Raw genomic sequence first — 18,721 nt, 5'->3', positions numbered from 1 at the left:
CATGACCGACATTGCTGGTTTCCTAAGCCGCTACGCGAGCGAACCGTTCGTGTGGGGCAAGTCCGACTGCGCGTTGTGGATCGCAGACTGGTGGCAGTTCAACCACGGCGAAGACCCCGCGGCGCACCTGCGGGGCACCTACACCACCGAAGACGAGAAAGCGGCGCTGGTCGCCCGCGAGGGCGGTTTGCTGCGGCTCGTGTCCGGCTTGGCGCGCAGCGTAGGCGCTAAGCGGCAGCGCACCCCATCCACCGGCAGTTTCGCAGTCATAGATCCCGGCATCTGCGCGATCTGGACCGGCGACTACTGGGCTGCCCGATCACCCGCAGGCGTGGCATTTACCAAAGAGGCTAAGGCGTGGCGCATCTGGTCTATATAGCGATCGCGTGGCTGGTCCTGTTGACCACGCCGGCGAAGGCCGATCCGTTCACCGTCGGCACCGCCATTCTCGGGCTGCTGGGGCAGAGCGCGTTCTACGGCGCCACAGCGATCCTTGTGGGCAACATTGCCATCGGTGCGGCTCTTATTGGCGCCGGCATGCTGGCAAGCGCCTTGACCGCTCCCCGTATCGGCAGGACGGCCCCCACAGACCGGCAGGCCACCATCCGCCAGTCCCTTGGGCCGCGCCTGCGCTACTACGGCCGCGTGATGGTCGGGGGCACCATCGGGTTCTTCGAGAACAAGGACGGCTACCTTTACCAGTTGATGACGCTCAACGAGGGGCGGATATCGGCCATCCAGCAAATCTGGCTAAACGACGGGCAGGTGACGCTCGACGCCAACGGCTATGTCGAACAGGAACAGTACGACGAGGGCGCCGACGAAAACGGCAAGGTGGTGCGCATCTTCTTCAAGATGGGGGAGGCCAACCAGACCGTTCATTCGCAGCTTGATGCGGCGTTTACACAGGTCACGCCAAACCACCGGATGCGCGGTGTCGCAAACTGCCTGGCTATCTTCCAGGAGGTGGACGGTAGCGAAATCCCGAAGGTCTACCCGCAGCTCAATCCGAACGTGCGCGTCGTCATGGATGCCTCGATCGTGGAATCGGTTCGAACCGGGAGCATGGTCTGGTCCGACAATCCGGCCGATGCGATCTACGACTATCTTGTGGGCGTAGATGGCGCCGGGTTCGCCTATGGCGCGGGATACCACAAGAGCCAGATCGACAAGGCATCGTTCGAGGCGTTCGCGGATCTCTGCGACGAGCCGGTGCCGCTCAAGGCCGGCGGAACAATCAAGCGCTATCGGCTCTGGGATGGCTATTCCATGGCCGAGCAGATGCGGGACGTTCTCCCGCGCTTTCTGCGGCCCTGTGACGGCGATCTGTACCTGACCACGGAAGGTAAAATCGGTATCCGTGGCGGTAAGTGGGTTCCTCCGGTTCTCACCCTCGATAGCGCCAAGGGGCACATCGTCTCGGCTGATCTACGCAAAGGTCAACAGGCGCTCGCCGCGTTCAACGAACTGACGATCACCTACACCGAACCCAACCTGGACTTCCAGGAAACGGAAGCCGAGCGCTGGATGGATGTGGGCAACATCGCCATGCGCGGAGCTGTGCTCACCGAGAAGCTGGACGTTTCGGGAGCTCCGCACCATGCGCAGGCTCGCCGCCTGGGCAAGATCTACACCCACAAGAACAACCCGGAATGGTCAGGAACGATCGTCACGAACTTCTATGGCTTCAACGCCATCGACGAGGAGACGGTGACGATCAAGTTCGACCCGCTTGGAATCGAAACCACGTTCCTGATCGGATCGGTTCGCATTCTCGAGGACATGACCGGCGTCGAGCTTCACGTCACCAGCTTGTCCGAGACAGCCTACTTGTGGGACGCGGAGCTCGAGGAAGGCACAGCGCCTGGAACTCCGCCCGACACCAGTTCGCCCATCACGCTCGATCCGCCCGAAGACATCAACGTCAGCGTGGCGCGCAGAACGCTGGGCGGCGGGGGCGCTGGTGCGTTCCTGCTGGTCACCTGGACGGAGCCCGAGCGCAAAGCTCTGGAGCAGGAAGTGGAATACCGCACTTCCGGGCTGGGCACATGGATTTCCATGGCCATCAGCGATGGGGCGGGACTAGCTGAAAGCAGCTTGGTCAATGAGGATGTGGACTACGATGTGCGTGTCCGCACGCGCTCGCCGGCGGGTATGACCGGGGATTGGTCGCCGACTATCACAGTGACAGCGACGCCCGACACAAGCGCCCCTGACCCCGTTACGGGCCTTTCGGCAACACCGTCCGCAGGTCAGGTGGTGCTAGAGTGGACCCAGCCCGACAGCAGCAATGCCATCGGAGCTCGCGTCTATCGCAACACCATCAACGATAGCGGTTCCGCGGCATTGCTGGGCACGGTCTACGGTTCGCCTGAGACCAACCAGTCCTACACCGACACTGTATCGGCGGGGACCTATTACTACTGGGTCGCAGCCGTGAACGGCTCGAACTTCGTGGCCTCTGCGCTGAGCGCAACCGGCGCCGTGGTGGTGCCATAAGGCCGCCAATAGACCATCGACAGATCGAACTATCAGCCCTGCGAGAGCGGGGCTTTTTTCTTTGACAAGGACGCCCCATGGCCGAAACGATCGACAGCGTTTTTCGTGATTTCAATACGCCTGGCAATCCGGGGAGCGGTGACTACGAGCCGGAAAAGCCGCGCATCCGTGCCCTGCTGCGCCAGTTGCAGGGGCAGTCCGGAGCCGCGGTAACGCGTAACACGCTCGCGTCCCTGCAGGCCATCACGCCGCCCAGTGAGAACTACATGGGCATCGTGCTGGACGATCCCGACGCAGAGAACAACGGCTATTATTACCGGCAGGCAAACGCTTGGGTGAAGGGCAGGGGCTTCCCAGACACGTTCGCCCGCGTGGAGCTTTCGGGCAGTGCCACGGCCCAGACTGGCTTGGTGGGTTCCGGCGTCAATCCCGCCGACATCGATGTTTTCTACGCGTTCGTGGATGTGGACAACACTGGCCCTCTGACTCTCACGATCCATGGCGAGCCCCCACGCGAGGTCGTGAACCTTGCCGGCAATCCTCTGGCCGCAGGCGAGTGGACCGGAACGGTCATGTTCGCCCTGCGGGATGGCAGGTATCAGCTGTTGCTGGATGCAGGGTCCGCAGCTAGCGCGGCGCAGAGCGCGAGTAAGGCGGGAAACAGCGCGTCGATAGCAACAACCGAGGCCGATCGAGCGGTCAATGCCGCTCAGAGCGTTGTTGCGCGCGCATGGTTCAAGACAGCCCCGAGCCTATTTGCTGACAACAACCAGATCATCGGCTACGCAGGATCCGGCGCTGACTTCGAAGTTGTCGCCGGAGACGTTGTTCGCACCGAGGAAGAGGGGTTTGTGTTTTTGGTTGCGGCCAGTGACGCAGGACCCTTCGACAAGGATTCAAATCCCAACGGCTATCATCGAGAAAACGTCGGCGGCGTAAAGTTCTATGTTGTTCCGTCGAAAGGAGCGATAACGGCCCGGCAATTCGGAACCGTTGGCGACGGCGTTGCTGACGACGCGCCACTTCTCCAACTGGCAGGTGATGTGGCCGTTCATCTGGGCGTTAGGCTTACAACCGATGAGGACGATATCCATTTTCTCGGCGGACAGGTGGACTTCTTTCGTGTGCCGGGGTGCGACCTGCAGGCGGCGTTTTTGTATGGCGATGGCGATATGCTCCCCGTTAAGATGCGGGCGGACTCGCGCAATCGGCACGATTATACGCTCCGGATCAGAAGTATCGTTTGGAGCGGAGCGACAGGTGAGGGCTCCGAAAGAACACTCCCTAACCAGCCCATGCTCCAACTGGTGGGCCTTAAGAATACCTACGTCCATATCGGCAATGTGGACTACGTCCAGCTATATGCGGATTCCAATGATCCCGCCACGACTTCGCTGGCCTATTGTAACTTCTACTTTGGGCAGAACGAGCGCCTTGAGTTTGCAACGAACCCGACCCCGGACGGAACGCCGATTCAATGGATCAACGAAAACAGGTTCTTCGGGGGTCGGTTCAGGCGCGTCATTATCGGCGGGACTTACACCCACAATCACAACATCTGGTATTCACCCGTTCTTGAGCGGGATACTCTTCTTGACTTCAAGGTTGGGCAATCCAACCGCCTCCTAGAAGCAAGGCTAGAAAACACAGGAATTGTGCTCAACTTCGACGCTGGCACGTCGAATAATCTGATCACCCAGAGCTGGACGAGCACCCCTCGCGATGGCATCGAGCCTCATGGCCTAAACGTCACAGTTACTGACGCCGGTATTGGCAATCAGGTGATCCGTGACCGAATGGCATTCGTCGACCGCGTCATCATGTTTTCGCTGCCATACGGCCCATCGAACCTAGCGTCGGCAACCAGCCAATTCGGCGTTGTCGGGGCCAATCTGACGAAGTCGGGCAGGGGTTGGACTGCCGCAGTTGGCACCCTTTTCACGTCGCAATGGATCAAATGCAAGGCGGGTGCAGGGTTCGACATAAATAGCGATGGGCCGGTTTGGGGATATCGCATCCAATTCTACGATGCGGCAGGGAACCTCGTTACCTCGGCCGCCGATCCAGGGCTCCTATCTGCGGCAGGTCAGAACTGGGACGCGGCAAACAGCAGGTACATTCGTAGTGGTTTCAGCAGTCTGCCTTCTGCCGTCATGATCACCACGAACGAGGGATGGTGCACTATCGAACTTCTGTCCCAGAGTGCTACGCCCTTTCAGTCATTGGAGGTAGTCGGGTTGGTTCCGTTCGGAGCCGATTACACGACGCTCGGGTCGATGCAGCCGAAGTTCTGACCGTCGTTCGGGCCAGAGCCCGAAATTCGCCACCGGAGAACTGAGTATATCAAGAACCTAATACTAGCGTCGCCCCGGAGGAAAATCCTGTCGATAGGATTTCAGAGCTTTAAACCCGTGCAACGCTATAATGATTGCGCACCAAAGGTCCGTTGGACCAGTAGCTGCGCGCCATAGTTGCTAAGGTGGTGCTCATCGAAGTATAGTGAGTGTCCGTCTTCGACGCTTTGGCAAATACCATTGGGGCAAAGCGCTTCCGTTGCACGAATTAGTGTGACCCCAGGAACCTTGCCTAAACGCTCTAGTAGACTCAGAATTTCCCCGTTCTCTCGCTGGTAGGCATCAATCGGCAACGTCATCTCGCTCGCTGCTTTGCGCAACATCATCTGAGGAATGACGTGAGGTATGGATGAGGGATATTCGGGGATCGGCGTGAGTATAGACACTTCCTTCCCGGCCGCAGCCAGTGCAGACACAGCATCTATCATGCCACGCGTGAAATCTCCCGGGTCTTCTTGAAAGGTTCGTGAGTATCTCCCGACCAAGAGAACTTGATCAGTGCTGTCGTCGGACAGGATATAATCTAGCACTGCTTCATTGTGGGCAGGGCAGTTGGGGCGGCTGGAAATGGCGGCGTAGAGCCCCGGCGGACAGCCTGAATAAGTCACTGAACGAAGGGATTGTTGCGTCGTGGCCAAATGTTGGCCGAGCCAGTAGGAAAGCTCGACTCCGTGACTATCGCCCCACAAAAGAAGGTGTGGGATCGAATTGGTATCGCCCATGATGCAGCTCTCCGCGACGGCGGTGTTCTCCCGAAAGTTCGTCCTATGACAGCTCGATCGGAGAGGGCTGACGTCCGCGGCTCCGGCCGCTATCGTCAACGCCTCAGCTGGCAAACGTGACGGAAAACCTGAGCTAGCCATAACCAATACGCCTATGAGAATTGCAGTTGCGCTCCCCACCGGAATTAGTGGAGGCAACCTGATCGGGGAGTCAGTAGGTTTTCGGAAAGGCTTCTCAACAAACCGCCACGACAGCCATGCAGCAACCAAACTGAGTAATATCAGAACAGAAGCTGTGAAGCGGTCGGGCTCTTGTTCGAAGTTCCAGTGGCGATAGAACGCGAGAATTGGCCAGTGCCAAAGATAGAGCGAATATGAAAGCTTACCGAGGCCCACCATAGGGCGGGAGCTTAGGCCGTCGGCAATCACGTCCGGATTCGCTTTGGGCCAAACAAGGAGAGCGGAGCCAATACAGACGGGGATCGCAAGCGCGCCCGGAAAAGGGGACCTGGCGTCGAGCAAAACGGCGCCAGCGATGATTAGGACCATCCCTATGATGTTGGGGGCCGTCGACCACCTCAACCTCGGCATGAAGGCGATCAAACCTCCAATTGCCAGTTCCCATGCCCGCGTGTGGAGCATGTAAAACGCCGTAGGTTGATTGTTCGCCACTATCACGATGGAGAGCGCAAGGCTGACAATGATCAACGCTGAAAGGGCGAGGATCGATAGCTTGTCGGAAAGCGCTTTCCGCGTAACCAAGAGCAGGAGAAGGGGCCACAGGAGATAGAACTGTTCCTCTACGCCAAGCGACCATGTGTGGAGCAGCGGCAGAAGGTCTGCGGCGCGGGAAAAATATCCGCTATTGCCCAAAAAATAGAAGTTGGAAATCCCGACTGCCGCATAGGCTGCCTGTTGCCCCAGAGACTGGTAGTCTGAGGGCATGAGCAGGAACCAGCCTGCTAAAAGGCTGACGGCAATCATCACTATGAGAGCAGGCAATAGACGACGGGCGCGGCCGATGTAGAAGCCTCGCAGCGAGAAGGTGCCGGACGCTGTCTCCCGCCGAATTTTCGACGTGATCACATAGCCAGAGATGACAAAGAAGACATCAACACCGACGAATCCGCCGGTAAAGGGCGAAATGCCGTAGTGGTAGAACACCACCAGCAGCACCGCTACCGCTCGCAATCCATCGATGTCTTTACGATAAGAGCTTTCCGGTTCCATGGGCTGCTGCATGCCACGGAGTTGCAAATGCAACAATCCCCGTCCGCAGGGCAGGCCCTAAATTCGGCTGCCGTGCAGAAGCAAGACGATTGGTGGGCCAACCCACAGGCCAATCAAAAGCCTTGAAATTCATCTGATCCCCCAATCAATGGGACGAATGACACCACAATCCCGCCCAGCCGTAAAGGCATCAAAAAAGAGGCCCGGCCAAAGCCGAGCCTCTCCCCCAAACCACCAGCCCCCGTGCTAAAGAGGTGGGGCAGGGTATCTCTTAGAAGTGGAAGTTCAGACCGATACGAGCGATGTGAGCTTCGGCGTCGACATCGAAACCTTCGAGGTCAACTTCGTTGAAGGTGGCGTAGAGGTATTCGCCTTTGAGGGACAGGTTGTCCATGATCATGGCTTCAACACCTGCGCCGGCCGTCCAACCCCAGCCGTATTCTTCGGCGCTCACAGTGGTAACACCGTCGGTGAGTTCGCCGCCGAGTTCACCGAAAGCGACACCGGCTGTCAGGTAGGGCATGAAAGTGCCGAGGTCAGCACCGATGCGGGCGCGAACCGTGCCGAAGTGGTTGATACCAACATTGGCGTCAACGCCCGGGACGATTTCGTCTTCCCACTTGACGTCGGAGAACTGGTAGTCGCCTTCAACGCCGACCACGACGCCGCCGAAAGCAGCGTTGTAACCGACTTGAGCGCCGCCCAGCCAGCCGTCGATGTCTTCAGGGAAATCAACGCCATCGACTTCGGCGTCGGCCCAGCCGTAACCGCCGTTAACACCGGCATAGAACCCGTCCCAGACGGACGAGGTGTCGACCACCGGGCCGGGAACGACCGGTGCGGGCATGATCGGATCAGCGGCGTAAGCCTGACCGGCAACAGCGGCGACCGCGAATACAGAAACAGCGAGAAGAGTCTTCATATGTGGTGTGCTCCAATTTGAAGTCTCACGTTTTTGCCGTGATTTGGTCATATTGTCCATTGCGGGTTCCGGCGTCGACCGTACATTTAGTCAAGAATGTGGCAATTCGGCACTAGTCGAGAGCTGAGTGCAGCGGCGACTAACACAGTCAAAGAAAAAGGCCCGACCGGAGCCGAGCCTGACTGAGAGTTGGGGAGACTGGCCAAAGGCGTCAGAGCCAGACCACCTCATAGGCTCACGAACCCATCGTCTCGGCAATTACATCATTGGATGGAGGGTGAGCCGCCCATCGGGGGAGTAGGGGCGAGTCGATGAGCGGCTCGTTGGGAGGTAAAGCAATGAGTACTGGCATTGCGTACCCTGAATGGAGATGATCGCGCGCGGTTGCCATGATTCACATCTGACAGACAGGCCCATCCATTCACGCCGCCCGCCCATGACCTTCGTGGGACTCGTTTCCAAAGTGAGTGGCGCTCTTTCACTCGGTGGGTTATGGCTCGTTCATGTCGCTGCGACCATTGGCTATTGTTTTCACACTCCTGGTCCTTCTGCTTGTGGGCATTCCGCTTGTGCAGGAGTACAGCGTGCCATCCGCAGCGGCGCTCAGCGGCCCGTCCATTTCGGTTGCGGAGCAAGACCGCGAAACACTGCGGCCCCAAGCCGGTCAGCTCGTAGTAGCCCGGTCTGACAGTCCTGAACCCAAGGAGTTACCTGCTCCACCGAGGCTCGCGGACCCGCTCGAATTATCCGGTCCTCCGGTCGTAGATCGGCCGACGGCAGGTGTCGTCGTCCTGCTAATGGCATTTCCGGGGAACCCCACTCCGAGAGGCCCGCCACTCATCTGATAACCCCGCTGTTCACCGGCGATCAACTCCGCCTGGCTGCCATTGGCGGTCCGGCTCGGCAGTTTTGTTTGGTTCTCAGATGAGAGTATTTATGACCGACGCCAGTTTCAGGGCTAGCGCCCTTTCCTACCTGCGCGCGCCGCGCTTCACATCGGAAGACAAGCGAACACCTCGACAGGCAATTCTCCACGCTATGCCGGCAACACTATTTTTCTCCGCCAACGCCTGGCTCATTGGTATTGGAATAGTGATGTTCTTTGGACTTTGGTTCTCTGCACCTTTCATGGTGCTCGTTATTGCCGCCCTAATATTCTCCGTACCGTGCGCATTAGCGAGCTGGGCCATTTTCGTGCGCTGCATTGAAGTCGAGGCAGGCTTGGACTTCTGAGTCCAATTCGATCTAATTCGATCCGCCAGGGCCGTCCGAGAGGGCGGCCCTTTTTTATTCATTCATCGACAAGGAGGCCACGATGGCCAACGCTGAACAGACGTTCCGCGCGAAAGCGCCTGGGATCATGGCCCAGCTCGTGCGGGATTTTCCAATCACGCCAGAAGACGCGGCGGCAATCGTCGGCAACCTCGGGCACGAGAGCCTGGGCTTTACCGCCATGCAGGAGTTCAAGCCCGTTGTGGCGGGTTCCCGTGGCGGCTGGGGCTGGGCTCAATGGACTGGCCCGCGCCGCCGCGCCTTCGAAGCCTACTGCGCCCGCACCGGCAAAGACCCGGCAAGCGATGAAGCGAACTACGCCTATCTGTTCCTCGAGCTGAAAGGCATCGAGGGAACCGAAGGAAAGGCCATCGGGAAGCTGAAGGCGGCCAAGGGATTGGATGCCAAGGTCGAGGCGTTCGAGAAGGCGTTCCTGCGCGCTGGCGTGAAGCACTACAACAGCCGCAAGCAGTGGGCCTGCATCGCCATGGATGAGTTCCGCAAGACGCTGGCAGGCGGCATCCCCATCCCCGATCCTACGCCTGTTCCTGACGGCGCAAAGGCGCCGCCCAAAGTCAACTGGCCCGCAACCATCATCTTCGCAGCCCTGGCACTCGCCGGGGCTTTTTACATCCTGACCCGCTGAAAGGAAACGACATGCTCACGGGCATCTTCACGGCTATCAAGACCAACGCGGCGCTCGGCTGGATCGTGCGCCGCATCTTCGACTGGGGCGGCTGGTTGGCCGGCATCCTCGGTGGCCTACTCACCCTGTTCCTGCAGCTCGATCCGCTCACGCAGTCGGCAATCCTGACAGTGCTGCAGGGCAACTGGCAGGAGGTGACGCTGGGCAGTGCGTTCGGCTTTGCGGTCCTGGCCATCAACCAGTGGCGCTCCTGGCGCGCAACGGTGAGACCGCAAGTGGTCACCAGCGACAAGAAGAAGATCGAGGTGCCTGTGCTCACCGAAGAGCAGGCCCGGGCGATCACCGGCTATCACGGCCCGATTGTGGACCGCGCCAAGGGCTGATCCCGCCGACCGACCACACCAGCACATGACGGGGCTCAATGGCTGACGATACGACACAGCGCGACATCGGTCGCATAGAAGGGCGTCTCGATGGATTGGACGACAAGCTCGATTCCATCGAACGCCTGCTCAAGGAACAGAACGTCGCCTCGAGCGAAAGCCGAAGGGCGCTTTATGAGCGGGTAGGGGCAATTGAGACTGACATCAAGATCAGCGCCGGCATCGATGCTCAGGTCAGGGAACGGCTCAATAGCTTTGATGTCAAACTCACCAATGAGGTCATGCCGACGATCAATGAGGTCAAGCGGTGGAAGATTACCGGCATGACGGTCCTGTCGATGGTTGGCATTGCCGGCGCATCGATCGGTGCATTCTTCTATTGGGCCTGGGACGTGATTGTCAGCAAGTTGAACGGTGCGCCTTGATGGGTGCGTGGTTCCACTATATCCAACGCATCCCAGTTGCGGCCGCCCTCCCCATTTGGGGCCGGGCCAGCTCATCGCGCCTAGCGGAAGCACTGGACCCCGGCCGAGCATTTCTTTCCCTAGGCTCTGAACCCTCATTCACGTTCATTCGGGAGGGAAAGAGGTTGGTGCGGCTTGCCCCTAGTTTGCTGTCCGTTACCCCACATGCTAGATGGAATGGTCCTGTGGGGACCGGGCGAGGCGACGAAGGAGAAACTGCTGCGGTCGCGGCATGAATGAGTATGGCAACAGAATTCGTAATCTATAATCCTGGCGGGCCGGACCTTGAATTTGAGGGCGAGTGCCTGCTTGACCGATACTATCAAGGCATGGGTCGGCTCAGAGTGTACGAAACTTCTGGCGGCAAGTTCATTCTCCAACAGGAGCGGAATGCCTCACGGAATTCGACTGCGCTGCACAGGGTTGAGGTTTATGAGACGTTCAACGATCTAGCCGGCGAATTATCGAAGAGCTGGGCAGGCAAAGACATCCTCGAGCGCTTTGGTCAGCCGTTCAGGATATCCATCGACTGAGATTTCCCGCAGCCGGCTGCGGCTCGTGGGCCTGTCGATATCCCTTCAAGGCACTACTTAATCCTGATCGAGGGAAGCGTTCGGTATGCCTGCCCGCTCATAAGCGATGGTGCGTTGCTCCAGTTCTTTGGCTAGATCGCTTATCGCGAGACTCATTGTCGAGCGAGGCCATCCCTGCATGGCCGCTCGTCGCACAAGGGAATCGAATTCGTCTCTCAACGCTGCACGGCAAGACTTCGCGCTCGGCTTCCCTATTGGGCGGTCAATGGGCATCGTTATCTCTTTCTCGTTATCGATTCGGTACACAAGCGCCCGAGAAGCTCAGCCGTTCCCCTTTCTAACCCATGAAGTAATTGAGAAAGTTTTGCGTTTTGATTGGGTGCGTCACTCCATATCCGGCACATCACCGTGCTGGAACAGGATGGCCGGCTCGCCATATTCGCCGATGTCCGGCCGCGCCTGGCGCGACCAGGCTATGACGGCCGGGTAGCTATTGACCAGCGATCCTGCCTCGATCCTGGCGCGCTGCTCGCTCTGGAACTCACGGGGCTCGAAGGCAGGCCGCAAGCCGCCCTCGCCGTCATCTTCAAAGGCCATGACGACAATTAGCTTGGTGGGTGGGGTGGGTTTGCTCATAGTAATCCATCCTCCTTCACGCCTCGAGCGACGATCTTGAGCATGCCATCGGGCAGGGGGCGTTGTAGCGCCTTGGCTTTGCTCCATGGCGCGGTCAGCCAGGTCTCCACCTCGTCGGGCGTCGTCAGGATCACCGGCATCGCCTTGGGATGGATTGCCTTCACCTCGGCGTTGGCATCGGTGGTGAGAAAGGCGAATAGGTCGGTTGTGACTTCGCCTTCCTTGATCTTGCGCACACAGGTCCATTGCGGCGCCCAGATGCCGGCGAAGAAGGCGAGGGGGCGGCTGTCGTCGAATGCGAACCAGATATCCCCGCCGGCGTCCTTGTTGAACTCGCTGAACGATGTGAACGGGACGACGCACCGGAAGCGGGGCGCCAGCCACCGGCGCCAATGCTGGCTGTCGGTGTTGCGCACATTGGTGACGCCGCGATCGGGTTCCATCCGCACCAGCCGCTCGAACTCCTCAGGGCTGAGCTCGCGCTTCTCCTTGTCCTGTATCTTCTTGGCGCGTGCGCGGGCGGCTTCATAGAGCACGCGGGATGACGACGGCATGCCCCAGCGCACCATGGCCAGTTCCGATGTGAGATCGTCCATGTTGCGGATGATCGGCGCCAGATAGTCAGGATAGATGCCGGGCAGGGGCGGGAAGTTGCCGAGATTGGCATGAAGGCTCAGTTGAGCCCGGCGGCTCTCGCGAACGAAATCCCGGATCGCCTGCACGTTACTGGTCATCGAATAGAGATTGCACATCCTGCCATCCGTGATGATGGTTGTTTCGCTGAAAGGTAGCGGAGTTTCCTTGGGTGTCCACTTCATCCAGTTGTGGCCGCGACCACGCTCCCTTGGGTCAACCCATAGACCGTCGACAATCCGGCCAAACCGCTCCGCCTGCTCCCTGGTCGGAAAGCAGATGACATTCCACCAGTCGTTCTCGTGAACGATGGAGTGACCGCGCTCGCAGGCGCCATGAGCGCGCCGCATAGCAGGCGAAACGATCACGCTGGCGGGAACTGCAATTTGATGCGGAAACTCACGGTCGACCTGCGCCGGCGTCATCTCTCCTTTTCTGCGCGCCATTTGTGATCAGAAGCCTACTTGTTCTCATTTTGTTCTCATAATAGGAATCCGATCGAAGGAGAGCAAGATGGCTGAACCAGCAGTGGATCATTCGCCGCAAGGCACCCCAGCGCCGGGGCGCTACACGATCTTCCTCAACGGCAGGAACCGCGAGAAATTGCGGCTCACCTACGAAGAGGCGTGGGCGATGCACTTCGCCGGCATCCGGTTCTCGATCTTCGATCCCATCAGCGGCGAGTACAATGTCTCGCGGCCCTACACGAAGATCTATCTCCTCGATCGCGACACGCTGACGTTTCTGCAGGAGCCGCTGGTCTAGCGTCTGCTCGACGGTGGTCTGCGGTCGGCATGCGGCCTGCGCACCCGGCGCGGATGGTGCTCCTCAGCATCTGGCTCTGGGAAATCGATATAAGGATCGGGATCGTCGCGCGTCATTCTCAAAATCCGAGGAGTGTTCGCGCGATTAGCACGAGGCTGAGGACGATTCCAAGAACACCGGCGATGAGAAGCAAGCGCGCGAGTGGAGACATGCGGGCAAGGTGATGCACGTCTCCCCTCCGCGCAAGGGGAAAACAAGCCCGGTTGTCTCCGGGCTTGTAAACGGCGCATTCGCGAACCATATACCTATCCGGATGCGCCGATCGCGGCAGCCGTCCGGATTCTCCCAATAGAATCGAATTTAAACAGCGCCTCGCTGAAAGCGGCTTGAGGCGCTTCAACGTTGGTCGGGTCATTGCCCGGCAAAGGAACTATGACAAACATCGAAATGAACGCCCGCGCGGCCCTGTACCTGGGCAGCGACTGGCATAACGCAAAACAAGAGGGATCTCGTGAGTTTCCCACAGCGGCGAAAGCTGTTCGGTTCGCCATGGAAGAGGCTGCGCCCGTTAGCCTTCGGGGCGCCCGCATGATTGTTGGCGATCGCTCGTTCGCGGGTGAGGATATCGCGGATTTTTATCGCAGCTCTGCTTACCCGTTCGAGCGTAAGGTTACGCGAAAATACCGCCCGTCCAGGACGGCGCGATGGCTCCAAAAGCTGAATAGCTAAGGGACAGGGCTCGGCGCGCCCCATACTTGCCGCAATTGTTCACGACACCGTGAAGACCCTGTTGCGGCGGACACTCCCGCTAAAGGGTGGAACCGGTTTGCCTTTGAGCCCCCAAAACTCGGCAGACCGGTTTTCGCATCAATCGGCGCACCACCATTCCTCGCCATCCGGCCACCAGCGGGCCAGACGTTCCTCCACAAGCCATTCCCCGACATCGCGGCCGCCGATCCTGATCGTTGCCAGCGTCCGCCCGTTGCGGTCCATGCCGTCCCGCTCGATCGTCCATTCGTTGCCGTTGAGCAGATCGCGGAGCCTGGCGCTTGCCTGTGCGGCCAGCGCCTTCTCCTGGTCACCGCCGCAAATGTTTGTCTGAGGCTCTGGTGTATCGAAGCCTTCGAGGCGGATGTTCTCGCCATTGAGCCAGAGCGTATCGCCATCGACGATGCAGGTCTTGTCCGGCGTGTTGCGCTGGTTAGGTGCGCACATATCCAGCGCAGGCTGAGCTTGCACTGGCGATATGCCGATCCAACCCACCGCCAAGCCAACAATTATCGCATTCCGTACCATAGTCGCTCCAACAGGTAGTCCATCACAGCCGCGACGATCCGCAGCAACAGTTTCCATTCTTGTAGGTGCATAACCGCTCTCCATAGACGTTCAATGGAGGCAGCGTAACCGACGTAGGAAGGTGGGGGATAAGTTTAGGCCAAGCTCACGACGGGCACACCCACTCCCGCTCATCGGCCAGGTTCTCGCGCACAGCCAAGCGCCAGGCGCGCATGAACGGGCGGAACACCTGCCGCTCGATTTTCCCCTTTCCACCTTCCGGCACAATTTTGGCCGCCACAGAATTCAGGTGGTGCTGATCCAGATCGTCCATTTTAATTTTTCCGATTTCGACGATCAGCCTTCCCAGCAAGCGCTCATCCGCGCCGAGCTCGATCGCTCGAGCAGCGGCAGAAGCGAAGGTGTACTTGTCTCGCTTCGATTGATGATCAAGTCTCCGAAATAAGGCTTCTGCGGACCGTGATGCCTCTGCATCGCTCGGAGCCTCCCGCCACTGCGCCCGTGGCCGAGGTGCCGGCCGGGACGGCTCCGGTTCAACCACGCACGCCTTCCGCATCTCCTCGATAGCAGCAAGCGTGACGAAGTCCTTTCCAGCGATCCTCTCCATCACTAGGCGACCGCGGGCAGCCTCACGACGAAGCCCGCTCACCGTCATGCCGCCGAACGGGAACGCAAGCTTGACGGCCTCTGATAAGCGAATTGGGGTGTCTTTGTCGGGTTGGTCTGTCATCGAAGCGCCTCATAGGCTGCGATGCCTTCTGCGCTAATCCTAGCTTCATGGTACTCCAGATCATCTTCATCCTCGATATAACCCCGCACTGCGAGCCGACGGATGGTTCCGATGCTGATGCCTTTCATGCCATTGATGCTGACAAGATTTGGCCGAGCGTCATAAAGCGCCTTCAGAAGTCTGCGCTCCAGTTTGGTTGGATTTGCCCCCATCGGCTTGCGGTATTCCTCCGGAACGTCTTCGTTGGGGAGAAAAGGTTTGTGTTGGGTCGAGTAGGCACTCGGCGTGCCAACCTCGAAAACCAGTTCATCTTCCTCGAAATCCTCATCTCCCGGCAGGTTAGAAAACGCACGCTCAATCTTCGTGCGATCCCACACGCGCCGTCCGTCGATCCGCTTCGGCTTCGGCATACGGCCATCTGCTACCATCTGATCAAACTTCGACGGGCTGACGTCGATGAATGCTGCGGCGACTTCGCGGCTGAGGCCGATGGGCGCCAGGGAGTGGGGGAGGGCGTCTTGGCGCTTAGTACGCATCTGAAAGCCCTGCCTTCCTGCGCCGCTCTTTCCAGCGCTCGATCTTCGTAAGCTCGTTTCTGCCAGCCGGGGAGATCGTAATCATCGTATGGCCGCCGGCATCCTTCCCCCGATCGACCACCAGTCCCTTTCGCAAGAGTTCTTCGATGGTGCGCGGGCCGCATCTCGCAATGTCGGCAAGTGTTTTGGGGCGTTTTTGCGTGCTCAACCACTGGAGAATGACGACTACCCGCTTATCAACCAGAACTTTGGGGCCGAAAAACAATTCGAGACGGTCGTCGCTGGCGATGGTTCCAACGTGAGCTACACGCGCCACCTTTCTAGTCGGCTCGACCCTGATTCCTTTCCAAATCGCGATCAGGTCAGACTCACTGAACAGCACCGTGCGTCCGGTCACAGAGCAATGCCCTGTCCGCCGCGCTATTCGTGCCAGCGCGTTCTTGTTCAGCCGCAGCCGTTCAGAGGCCTCGGCGAGCGTGTAGATTTTTTCGAGGGGGGCGAAATCAGACATACGACCTCAGTTGCGGTTAGCATCATGTGGCTCTCCTCTGAGGTTTGTGCGCGTCGGTGGTGACAACGTGCAGGTGGAATGTAGCAGCGGGAGGTGAGGGGTCAAGACCGCGAAGGCGGATTTGCCCAAGCCACTCCGGGGCCGATGGCGGCATCTCCTGGCGACAAGAACTGGATACCCGCTGCCTCCAAGGCAGCCCGAACAGCCGCAAGGTTGTTTGGGCCTGGCACTCGCCGACCCTTCTCGAAGTCGCGAATAGTGCTCCCGCTTAAGTTGGAACGGGCCGCTAGCTCTTCCTGCGACCAATCAAGAAGGCCGCGAGCGGAACGGGACTGTTCAGGCGTCAATGTCATCATCATGCGAAAGCGTGTACCATAAACGGAAATCGTTGACACGCTGAAAGATTCGTGTTTTTCGTTAATGGTAAACGATTTTCGTTGATGGAGAGCACGACATGCAAACTGACACCGCCGGCACGAACGTTATCCCTTTCGCTCGCTCCAAACCTATCATCAAAGACAGACCGTTGATGCTGTCGGATCTCTACCTCTACATCGGAATTGCCGCCGAGGCTGCGCGCGAGGAAGGTGTGCCGTTTGAAGAGATGTTTGCCGCCGTTGTGATGGACGAGCTGGCGCCAGGTCGGTGAGATGCGTAGGCGTCGCCGCAACCGCATCGCAAAGGTCCTGCGAGCTGCTCAGCACGGCAGGTGCGCGTATTGTCAGAGGCGGCTCACTACTTCGACTCGACCGGGCGGTCGCCCATACTGGAATACGGAAACGATAGAGCACCTGCAGCGCAGGGCAGAAGGCGGCACCGACCGCTTGGAGAACCTGGCCCTGGTTTGCTACGAGTGTAATTCGCTTCGCGGTTCGATGCCGTGGGTCCTATTTGCAACGATCCGCCAGCGGCATGTTCGGTCGCTCGAGCGAATGCTGGCCTATTGTAACGGCTGGCGGCCGGGGTGACGCTGCAACGCTGCCCCGGCGCTTTTATCCGCTGCCTCTCACCACACGCCCGTTCCGCAGTGGACGGGTGGAGCCACCGGTGACGGCGCTTGCAGGGGTAGCGGTCTGACAGATCAGCTTGACACGTCCGGCTGACTTCGTATGGTTGAGGACGCGCCTGAATAAGGCCGTTTGCCGCTCGCAACCCATTTCGCGGCTCTTCCATACATCGCAACCGCCCGCAAGGGCTCGTTCGGCACATCCATGCGTGGGCTTCGCCGAGCACGTTTTGACATGCGCTCGAGTGGCGCAAGAAGAGGAGAATTGAAATGGGTAATGATATGAGTAGCCTGGAACGGGAACGCCTGCTGGCCGAAATCCGCCCGCTGCAGGAGGAAATGAGGACGTTGAAGGCAGGCCAAAAGAAGCGGCGGCGGGAGGTTCGGTTGGCCCTCGCCACGCTTTACGCCGATGCCGACGATGCAGGTGCGTTCGTCGGGCAAGATGAGCCCAGCTATCACGCAAAAAAGGACAAGGAAGTGCTTGCAGAGGCACAGACCCGAGTCCACACCCGGATGCTGACCGAGGCGCGCCGGCGGGCAGCGGCCACTACGGCTGCTCTAGCGAGTCGCTGAACTGCGCCACATCGTCACGCAGACCCCATCGCTTAACGGCGGTGGGGTTTTTGTTTGTAGGGTAGGGGCTACAACAGGCGGAATCGGCGCGAAGCATGTCGCGCGTGTGTCGCGGTCCGCTGCCTCCGATGATCGTCACACGTTGCAAATCAATGACTTACATTCCCACAGATTCCGCGACATGTGCGACACGTTTCTGAGGGATTTTCCGGCTAAGTCATTGATTTTGTTTGGCTGGGGAACCTGGATTCGAACCAGGACTAACGGAGTCAGAGTCCGTGGGTCTACCGTTAACCTATTCCCCACCAGTGCGAGCTTGCCGCTTGCCTCGAACCGGATGGCTCCGGAAGAGTTGCGCCTGTTTAGCGGCACACGTTGGCGATTTCAAGCCCGCAATTTCAATCATCGGTGAGTTTAATGACGCACCGGGGCGCGCCAGGCGATGGCGCGGTTGGGGCTGTAGCAGCCAAGGGCAACCCGGTTGGAATAATTGCCCGAAACGATCTGGACCTGACCGTTTTCGCAAGCGCCGACCACCACGCCCACATGACTGGACATCACCATGATGGAGCCCACCGTGCCCGGAGCGGCCTCGGCGCCGTAGTTGGCAAAATCGCGCGCCTGGTTCGAGCCCCGTGGGGCGAGGCCTGTGCGGGCGAGGACGGTGTCGAGATAGCATGCGCACCAGCGACCGGGACATCCGGAGGGGCGGGTGGCGCCAAGCTCGCTGAGCATGACGTTGATGACGGTTTGTGCGTCCCTGGCGGAAGCGGGGGTGTTGACGATGGAGGCAGCGAAGGCGGCGAGAAGAAGCGAAAAGACAAGACGCATCACTTTAATATTGTCCTTGGGCTCTATGAGGCACAGTACAACCAGAGCACTGGATGGACCGGCACTTGGTTCCGAGAAGTCATTGGCAGACGAAAACCGTCGCGAGCGGATCGGCCAATTGGAGGATGTTCCGCAAACGGGCAGGTTGATCACGCATGGAGGCGTGCATGGGGACT

Annotated in this window: 23 protein-coding genes and 1 tRNA gene; 13 read left to right on the top strand and 11 right to left on the bottom strand. The window is 59.1% G+C overall.

The annotated features are described in order from the left end of the window. Position 1 precedes the first annotated feature (1 nt). The 3 genes from NO934_RS01625 (at position 2) to NO934_RS01615 (ending at position 4,793) form a co-directional block, all read left to right on the top strand. The gene (locus NO934_RS01625) at positions 2–379 is read left to right on the top strand and encodes a DUF6950 family protein (protein ID WP_309161835.1); all 378 of its coding nucleotides are present in this window, start codon (positions 2–4) and stop codon (positions 377–379) included. Next, positions 358–2,499 (top strand): fibronectin type III domain-containing protein, encoded by a 2,142-nt coding sequence (locus tag NO934_RS01620; RefSeq protein WP_309161834.1) that lies wholly within the window; start codon positions 358–360, stop codon positions 2,497–2,499. Before NO934_RS01625 ends, NO934_RS01620 begins: the two co-directional genes overlap by 22 nt. A gap of 77 nt (positions 2,500–2,576) precedes the next feature. After that, on the top strand, positions 2,577–4,793 hold the full coding sequence (locus NO934_RS01615; RefSeq protein WP_309161833.1) for a hypothetical protein: 2,217 nt from the start codon (positions 2,577–2,579) through the stop codon (positions 4,791–4,793). Between the two features lie 125 nt (positions 4,794–4,918). Here the strand turns inward: NO934_RS01615 and NO934_RS01610 are convergent, their stop codons facing one another. Further along, on the bottom strand, positions 4,919–6,817 hold the full coding sequence (locus NO934_RS01610; protein WP_309161832.1) for an acyltransferase family protein: 1,899 nt from the start codon (positions 6,815–6,817) through the stop codon (positions 4,919–4,921). A 259-nt stretch (positions 6,818–7,076) separates the two neighbouring features. Next, entirely contained in the window at positions 7,077–7,787 is a 711-nt protein-coding gene (locus NO934_RS01605; RefSeq protein WP_309161831.1) for an outer membrane beta-barrel protein, read from the bottom strand. A gap of 876 nt (positions 7,788–8,663) precedes the next feature. Here NO934_RS01605 and NO934_RS01600 point away from each other — a divergent pair. The 5 genes from NO934_RS01600 to NO934_RS01580 all read left to right on the top strand — a co-directional run bounded on the left by NO934_RS01600 (position 8,664) and on the right by NO934_RS01580 (position 11,025). Next, positions 8,664–8,960, top strand: coding sequence for a hypothetical protein (locus NO934_RS01600; RefSeq protein WP_309161830.1), 297 nt, complete (start codon positions 8,664–8,666; stop codon positions 8,958–8,960). 82 nt (positions 8,961–9,042) lie between these two features. Continuing rightward, positions 9,043–9,645: a phage tail tip lysozyme gene (locus NO934_RS01595; protein WP_309161828.1), complete on the top strand. Its 603-nt coding sequence runs from the start codon at positions 9,043–9,045 to the stop codon at positions 9,643–9,645. A gap of 11 nt (positions 9,646–9,656) precedes the next feature. Beyond that, positions 9,657–10,028, top strand: a complete 372-nt coding sequence (locus NO934_RS01590; protein WP_309161827.1) for a hypothetical protein — start codon at positions 9,657–9,659, stop codon at positions 10,026–10,028. A gap of 38 nt (positions 10,029–10,066) precedes the next feature. After that, positions 10,067–10,453 carry a hypothetical protein gene (locus NO934_RS01585; protein WP_309161826.1) on the top strand — a complete coding sequence of 129 codons (387 nt, stop codon included), beginning with the start codon at positions 10,067–10,069 and terminating at the stop codon, positions 10,451–10,453. Positions 10,454–10,734: 281 nt separating this feature from the next. Beyond that, positions 10,735–11,025, top strand: coding sequence for a hypothetical protein (locus NO934_RS01580; RefSeq protein WP_309161824.1), 291 nt, complete (start codon positions 10,735–10,737; stop codon positions 11,023–11,025). A 384-nt stretch (positions 11,026–11,409) separates the two neighbouring features. On the opposite strand, the gene NO934_RS01575 is transcribed toward NO934_RS01580, so the two are convergent. Next, positions 11,410–11,661, bottom strand: coding sequence for a hypothetical protein (locus NO934_RS01575; RefSeq protein WP_309161822.1), 252 nt, complete (start codon positions 11,659–11,661; stop codon positions 11,410–11,412). Further along, the gene (locus NO934_RS01570; RefSeq protein WP_309163786.1) at positions 11,658–12,413 is read right to left on the bottom strand and encodes an SOS response-associated peptidase family protein; all 756 of its coding nucleotides are present in this window, start codon (positions 12,411–12,413) and stop codon (positions 11,658–11,660) included. The genes NO934_RS01575 and NO934_RS01570 overlap by 4 nt, the downstream gene beginning before the upstream one ends. A gap of 394 nt (positions 12,414–12,807) precedes the next feature. Here NO934_RS01570 and NO934_RS01565 point away from each other — a divergent pair, with 394 nt between their 5' ends. Both NO934_RS01565 and NO934_RS01560 read left to right on the top strand, forming a co-directional pair. Beyond that, the gene (locus tag NO934_RS01565; RefSeq protein WP_309161820.1) at positions 12,808–13,059 is read left to right on the top strand and encodes a hypothetical protein; all 252 of its coding nucleotides are present in this window, start codon (positions 12,808–12,810) and stop codon (positions 13,057–13,059) included. A gap of 432 nt (positions 13,060–13,491) precedes the next feature. Next, the gene (locus tag NO934_RS01560; RefSeq protein WP_309161819.1) at positions 13,492–13,788 is read left to right on the top strand and encodes a hypothetical protein; all 297 of its coding nucleotides are present in this window, start codon (positions 13,492–13,494) and stop codon (positions 13,786–13,788) included. Positions 13,789–13,926: 138 nt separating this feature from the next. On the opposite strand, the gene NO934_RS01555 is transcribed toward NO934_RS01560, so the two are convergent. The 5 genes from NO934_RS01555 to NO934_RS01535 all read right to left on the bottom strand — a co-directional run bounded on the left by NO934_RS01555 (position 13,927) and on the right by NO934_RS01535 (position 16,485). Further along, positions 13,927–14,355: a thermonuclease family protein gene (locus NO934_RS01555; RefSeq protein WP_309161818.1), complete on the bottom strand. Its 429-nt coding sequence runs from the start codon at positions 14,353–14,355 to the stop codon at positions 13,927–13,929. Between the two features lie 145 nt (positions 14,356–14,500). Next, the gene (locus tag NO934_RS01550; protein ID WP_309161817.1) at positions 14,501–15,085 is read right to left on the bottom strand and encodes a hypothetical protein; all 585 of its coding nucleotides are present in this window, start codon (positions 15,083–15,085) and stop codon (positions 14,501–14,503) included. Continuing rightward, positions 15,082–15,621, bottom strand: coding sequence for a helix-turn-helix transcriptional regulator (locus tag NO934_RS20615; protein ID WP_375143273.1), 540 nt, complete (start codon positions 15,619–15,621; stop codon positions 15,082–15,084). The genes NO934_RS01550 and NO934_RS20615 overlap by 4 nt, the downstream gene beginning before the upstream one ends. Continuing rightward, on the bottom strand, positions 15,611–16,132 hold the full coding sequence (locus tag NO934_RS01540; protein ID WP_309161816.1) for a hypothetical protein: 522 nt from the start codon (positions 16,130–16,132) through the stop codon (positions 15,611–15,613). Before NO934_RS01540 ends, NO934_RS20615 begins: the two co-directional genes overlap by 11 nt. A 101-nt stretch (positions 16,133–16,233) precedes the next feature. Next, a complete protein-coding gene (locus NO934_RS01535) occupies positions 16,234–16,485 on the bottom strand; it encodes a helix-turn-helix transcriptional regulator (protein WP_309163785.1) in 252 nt (83 codons plus the stop codon). A 101-nt stretch (positions 16,486–16,586) separates the two neighbouring features. On the opposite strand from NO934_RS01535, the gene NO934_RS01530 reads away from it, so the two are divergent. From NO934_RS01530 to NO934_RS01525, 3 genes are all read left to right on the top strand, one after another. Beyond that, the gene (locus tag NO934_RS01530) at positions 16,587–16,781 is read left to right on the top strand and encodes a hypothetical protein (protein WP_309161815.1); all 195 of its coding nucleotides are present in this window, start codon (positions 16,587–16,589) and stop codon (positions 16,779–16,781) included. Position 16,782: 1 nt separating this feature from the next. Continuing rightward, a complete protein-coding gene (locus NO934_RS20610) occupies positions 16,783–17,100 on the top strand; it encodes an HNH endonuclease (protein WP_375143272.1) in 318 nt (105 codons plus the stop codon). A gap of 308 nt (positions 17,101–17,408) precedes the next feature. After that, positions 17,409–17,714 carry a hypothetical protein gene (locus NO934_RS01525; protein WP_309161814.1) on the top strand — a complete coding sequence of 102 codons (306 nt, stop codon included), beginning with the start codon at positions 17,409–17,411 and terminating at the stop codon, positions 17,712–17,714. Positions 17,715–17,945: 231 nt separating this feature from the next. On the opposite strand, the gene NO934_RS01520 is transcribed toward NO934_RS01525, so the two are convergent. Next, a tRNA-Gln gene (locus tag NO934_RS01520) sits at positions 17,946–18,019 on the bottom strand. Between the two features lie 109 nt (positions 18,020–18,128). Continuing rightward, the gene (locus NO934_RS01515) at positions 18,129–18,548 is read right to left on the bottom strand and encodes a hypothetical protein (protein ID WP_309161813.1); all 420 of its coding nucleotides are present in this window, start codon (positions 18,546–18,548) and stop codon (positions 18,129–18,131) included. Between the last annotated feature and the right edge of the window lie 173 nt (positions 18,549–18,721).

Source organism: Pelagibacterium sp. H642 (assembly GCF_031202855.1).
GTDB lineage: Bacteria > Pseudomonadota > Alphaproteobacteria > Rhizobiales > Devosiaceae > Pelagibacterium.
The sequence above is the reverse complement of the archived record's forward strand: the minus strand, read 5'-3'. Positions and strand labels throughout refer to the sequence as shown.

What these genes read in the sequence shown, in the direction of transcription:
- NO934_RS01625 (WP_309161835.1), top strand. Translation starts at nt 2, where the DNA reads ATGACCGACATTGCTGGTTTCCTAAGCCGCTACGCGAGCGAACCGTTC.
- NO934_RS01615 (WP_309161833.1), top strand. Translation starts at nt 2,577, where the DNA reads ATGGCCGAAACGATCGACAGCGTTTTTCGTGATTTCAATACGCCTGGC.
- NO934_RS01610 (WP_309161832.1), bottom strand. Translation starts at nt 6,817, where the DNA reads ATGCAGCAGCCCATGGAACCGGAAAGCTCTTATCGTAAAGACATCGAT.
- NO934_RS01605 (WP_309161831.1), bottom strand. Translation starts at nt 7,787, where the DNA reads ATGGACAATATGACCAAATCACGGCAAAAACGTGAGACTTCAAATTGG.
- NO934_RS01600 (WP_309161830.1), top strand. Translation starts at nt 8,664, where the DNA reads ATGACCGACGCCAGTTTCAGGGCTAGCGCCCTTTCCTACCTGCGCGCG.
- NO934_RS01595 (WP_309161828.1), top strand. Translation starts at nt 9,043, where the DNA reads ATGGCCAACGCTGAACAGACGTTCCGCGCGAAAGCGCCTGGGATCATG.
- NO934_RS01590 (WP_309161827.1), top strand. Translation starts at nt 9,657, where the DNA reads ATGCTCACGGGCATCTTCACGGCTATCAAGACCAACGCGGCGCTCGGC.
- NO934_RS01585 (WP_309161826.1), top strand. Translation starts at nt 10,067, where the DNA reads ATGGCTGACGATACGACACAGCGCGACATCGGTCGCATAGAAGGGCGT.
- NO934_RS01580 (WP_309161824.1), top strand. Translation starts at nt 10,735, where the DNA reads ATGGCAACAGAATTCGTAATCTATAATCCTGGCGGGCCGGACCTTGAA.
- NO934_RS01575 (WP_309161822.1), bottom strand. Translation starts at nt 11,661, where the DNA reads ATGAGCAAACCCACCCCACCCACCAAGCTAATTGTCGTCATGGCCTTT.
- NO934_RS01570 (WP_309163786.1), bottom strand. Translation starts at nt 12,413, where the DNA reads ATGTGCAATCTCTATTCGATGACCAGTAACGTGCAGGCGATCCGGGAT.
- NO934_RS01565 (WP_309161820.1), top strand. Translation starts at nt 12,808, where the DNA reads ATGGCTGAACCAGCAGTGGATCATTCGCCGCAAGGCACCCCAGCGCCG.
- NO934_RS01560 (WP_309161819.1), top strand. Translation starts at nt 13,492, where the DNA reads ATGACAAACATCGAAATGAACGCCCGCGCGGCCCTGTACCTGGGCAGC.
- NO934_RS01555 (WP_309161818.1), bottom strand. Translation starts at nt 14,355, where the DNA reads ATGGTACGGAATGCGATAATTGTTGGCTTGGCGGTGGGTTGGATCGGC.
- NO934_RS01550 (WP_309161817.1), bottom strand. Translation starts at nt 15,085, where the DNA reads ATGACAGACCAACCCGACAAAGACACCCCAATTCGCTTATCAGAGGCC.
- NO934_RS20615 (WP_375143273.1), bottom strand. Translation starts at nt 15,621, where the DNA reads ATGCGTACTAAGCGCCAAGACGCCCTCCCCCACTCCCTGGCGCCCATC.
- NO934_RS01540 (WP_309161816.1), bottom strand. Translation starts at nt 16,132, where the DNA reads ATGTCTGATTTCGCCCCCCTCGAAAAAATCTACACGCTCGCCGAGGCC.
- NO934_RS01535 (WP_309163785.1), bottom strand. Translation starts at nt 16,485, where the DNA reads ATGACATTGACGCCTGAACAGTCCCGTTCCGCTCGCGGCCTTCTTGAT.
- NO934_RS01530 (WP_309161815.1), top strand. Translation starts at nt 16,587, where the DNA reads ATGCAAACTGACACCGCCGGCACGAACGTTATCCCTTTCGCTCGCTCC.
- NO934_RS20610 (WP_375143272.1), top strand. Translation starts at nt 16,783, where the DNA reads ATGCGTAGGCGTCGCCGCAACCGCATCGCAAAGGTCCTGCGAGCTGCT.
- NO934_RS01525 (WP_309161814.1), top strand. Translation starts at nt 17,409, where the DNA reads ATGGGTAATGATATGAGTAGCCTGGAACGGGAACGCCTGCTGGCCGAA.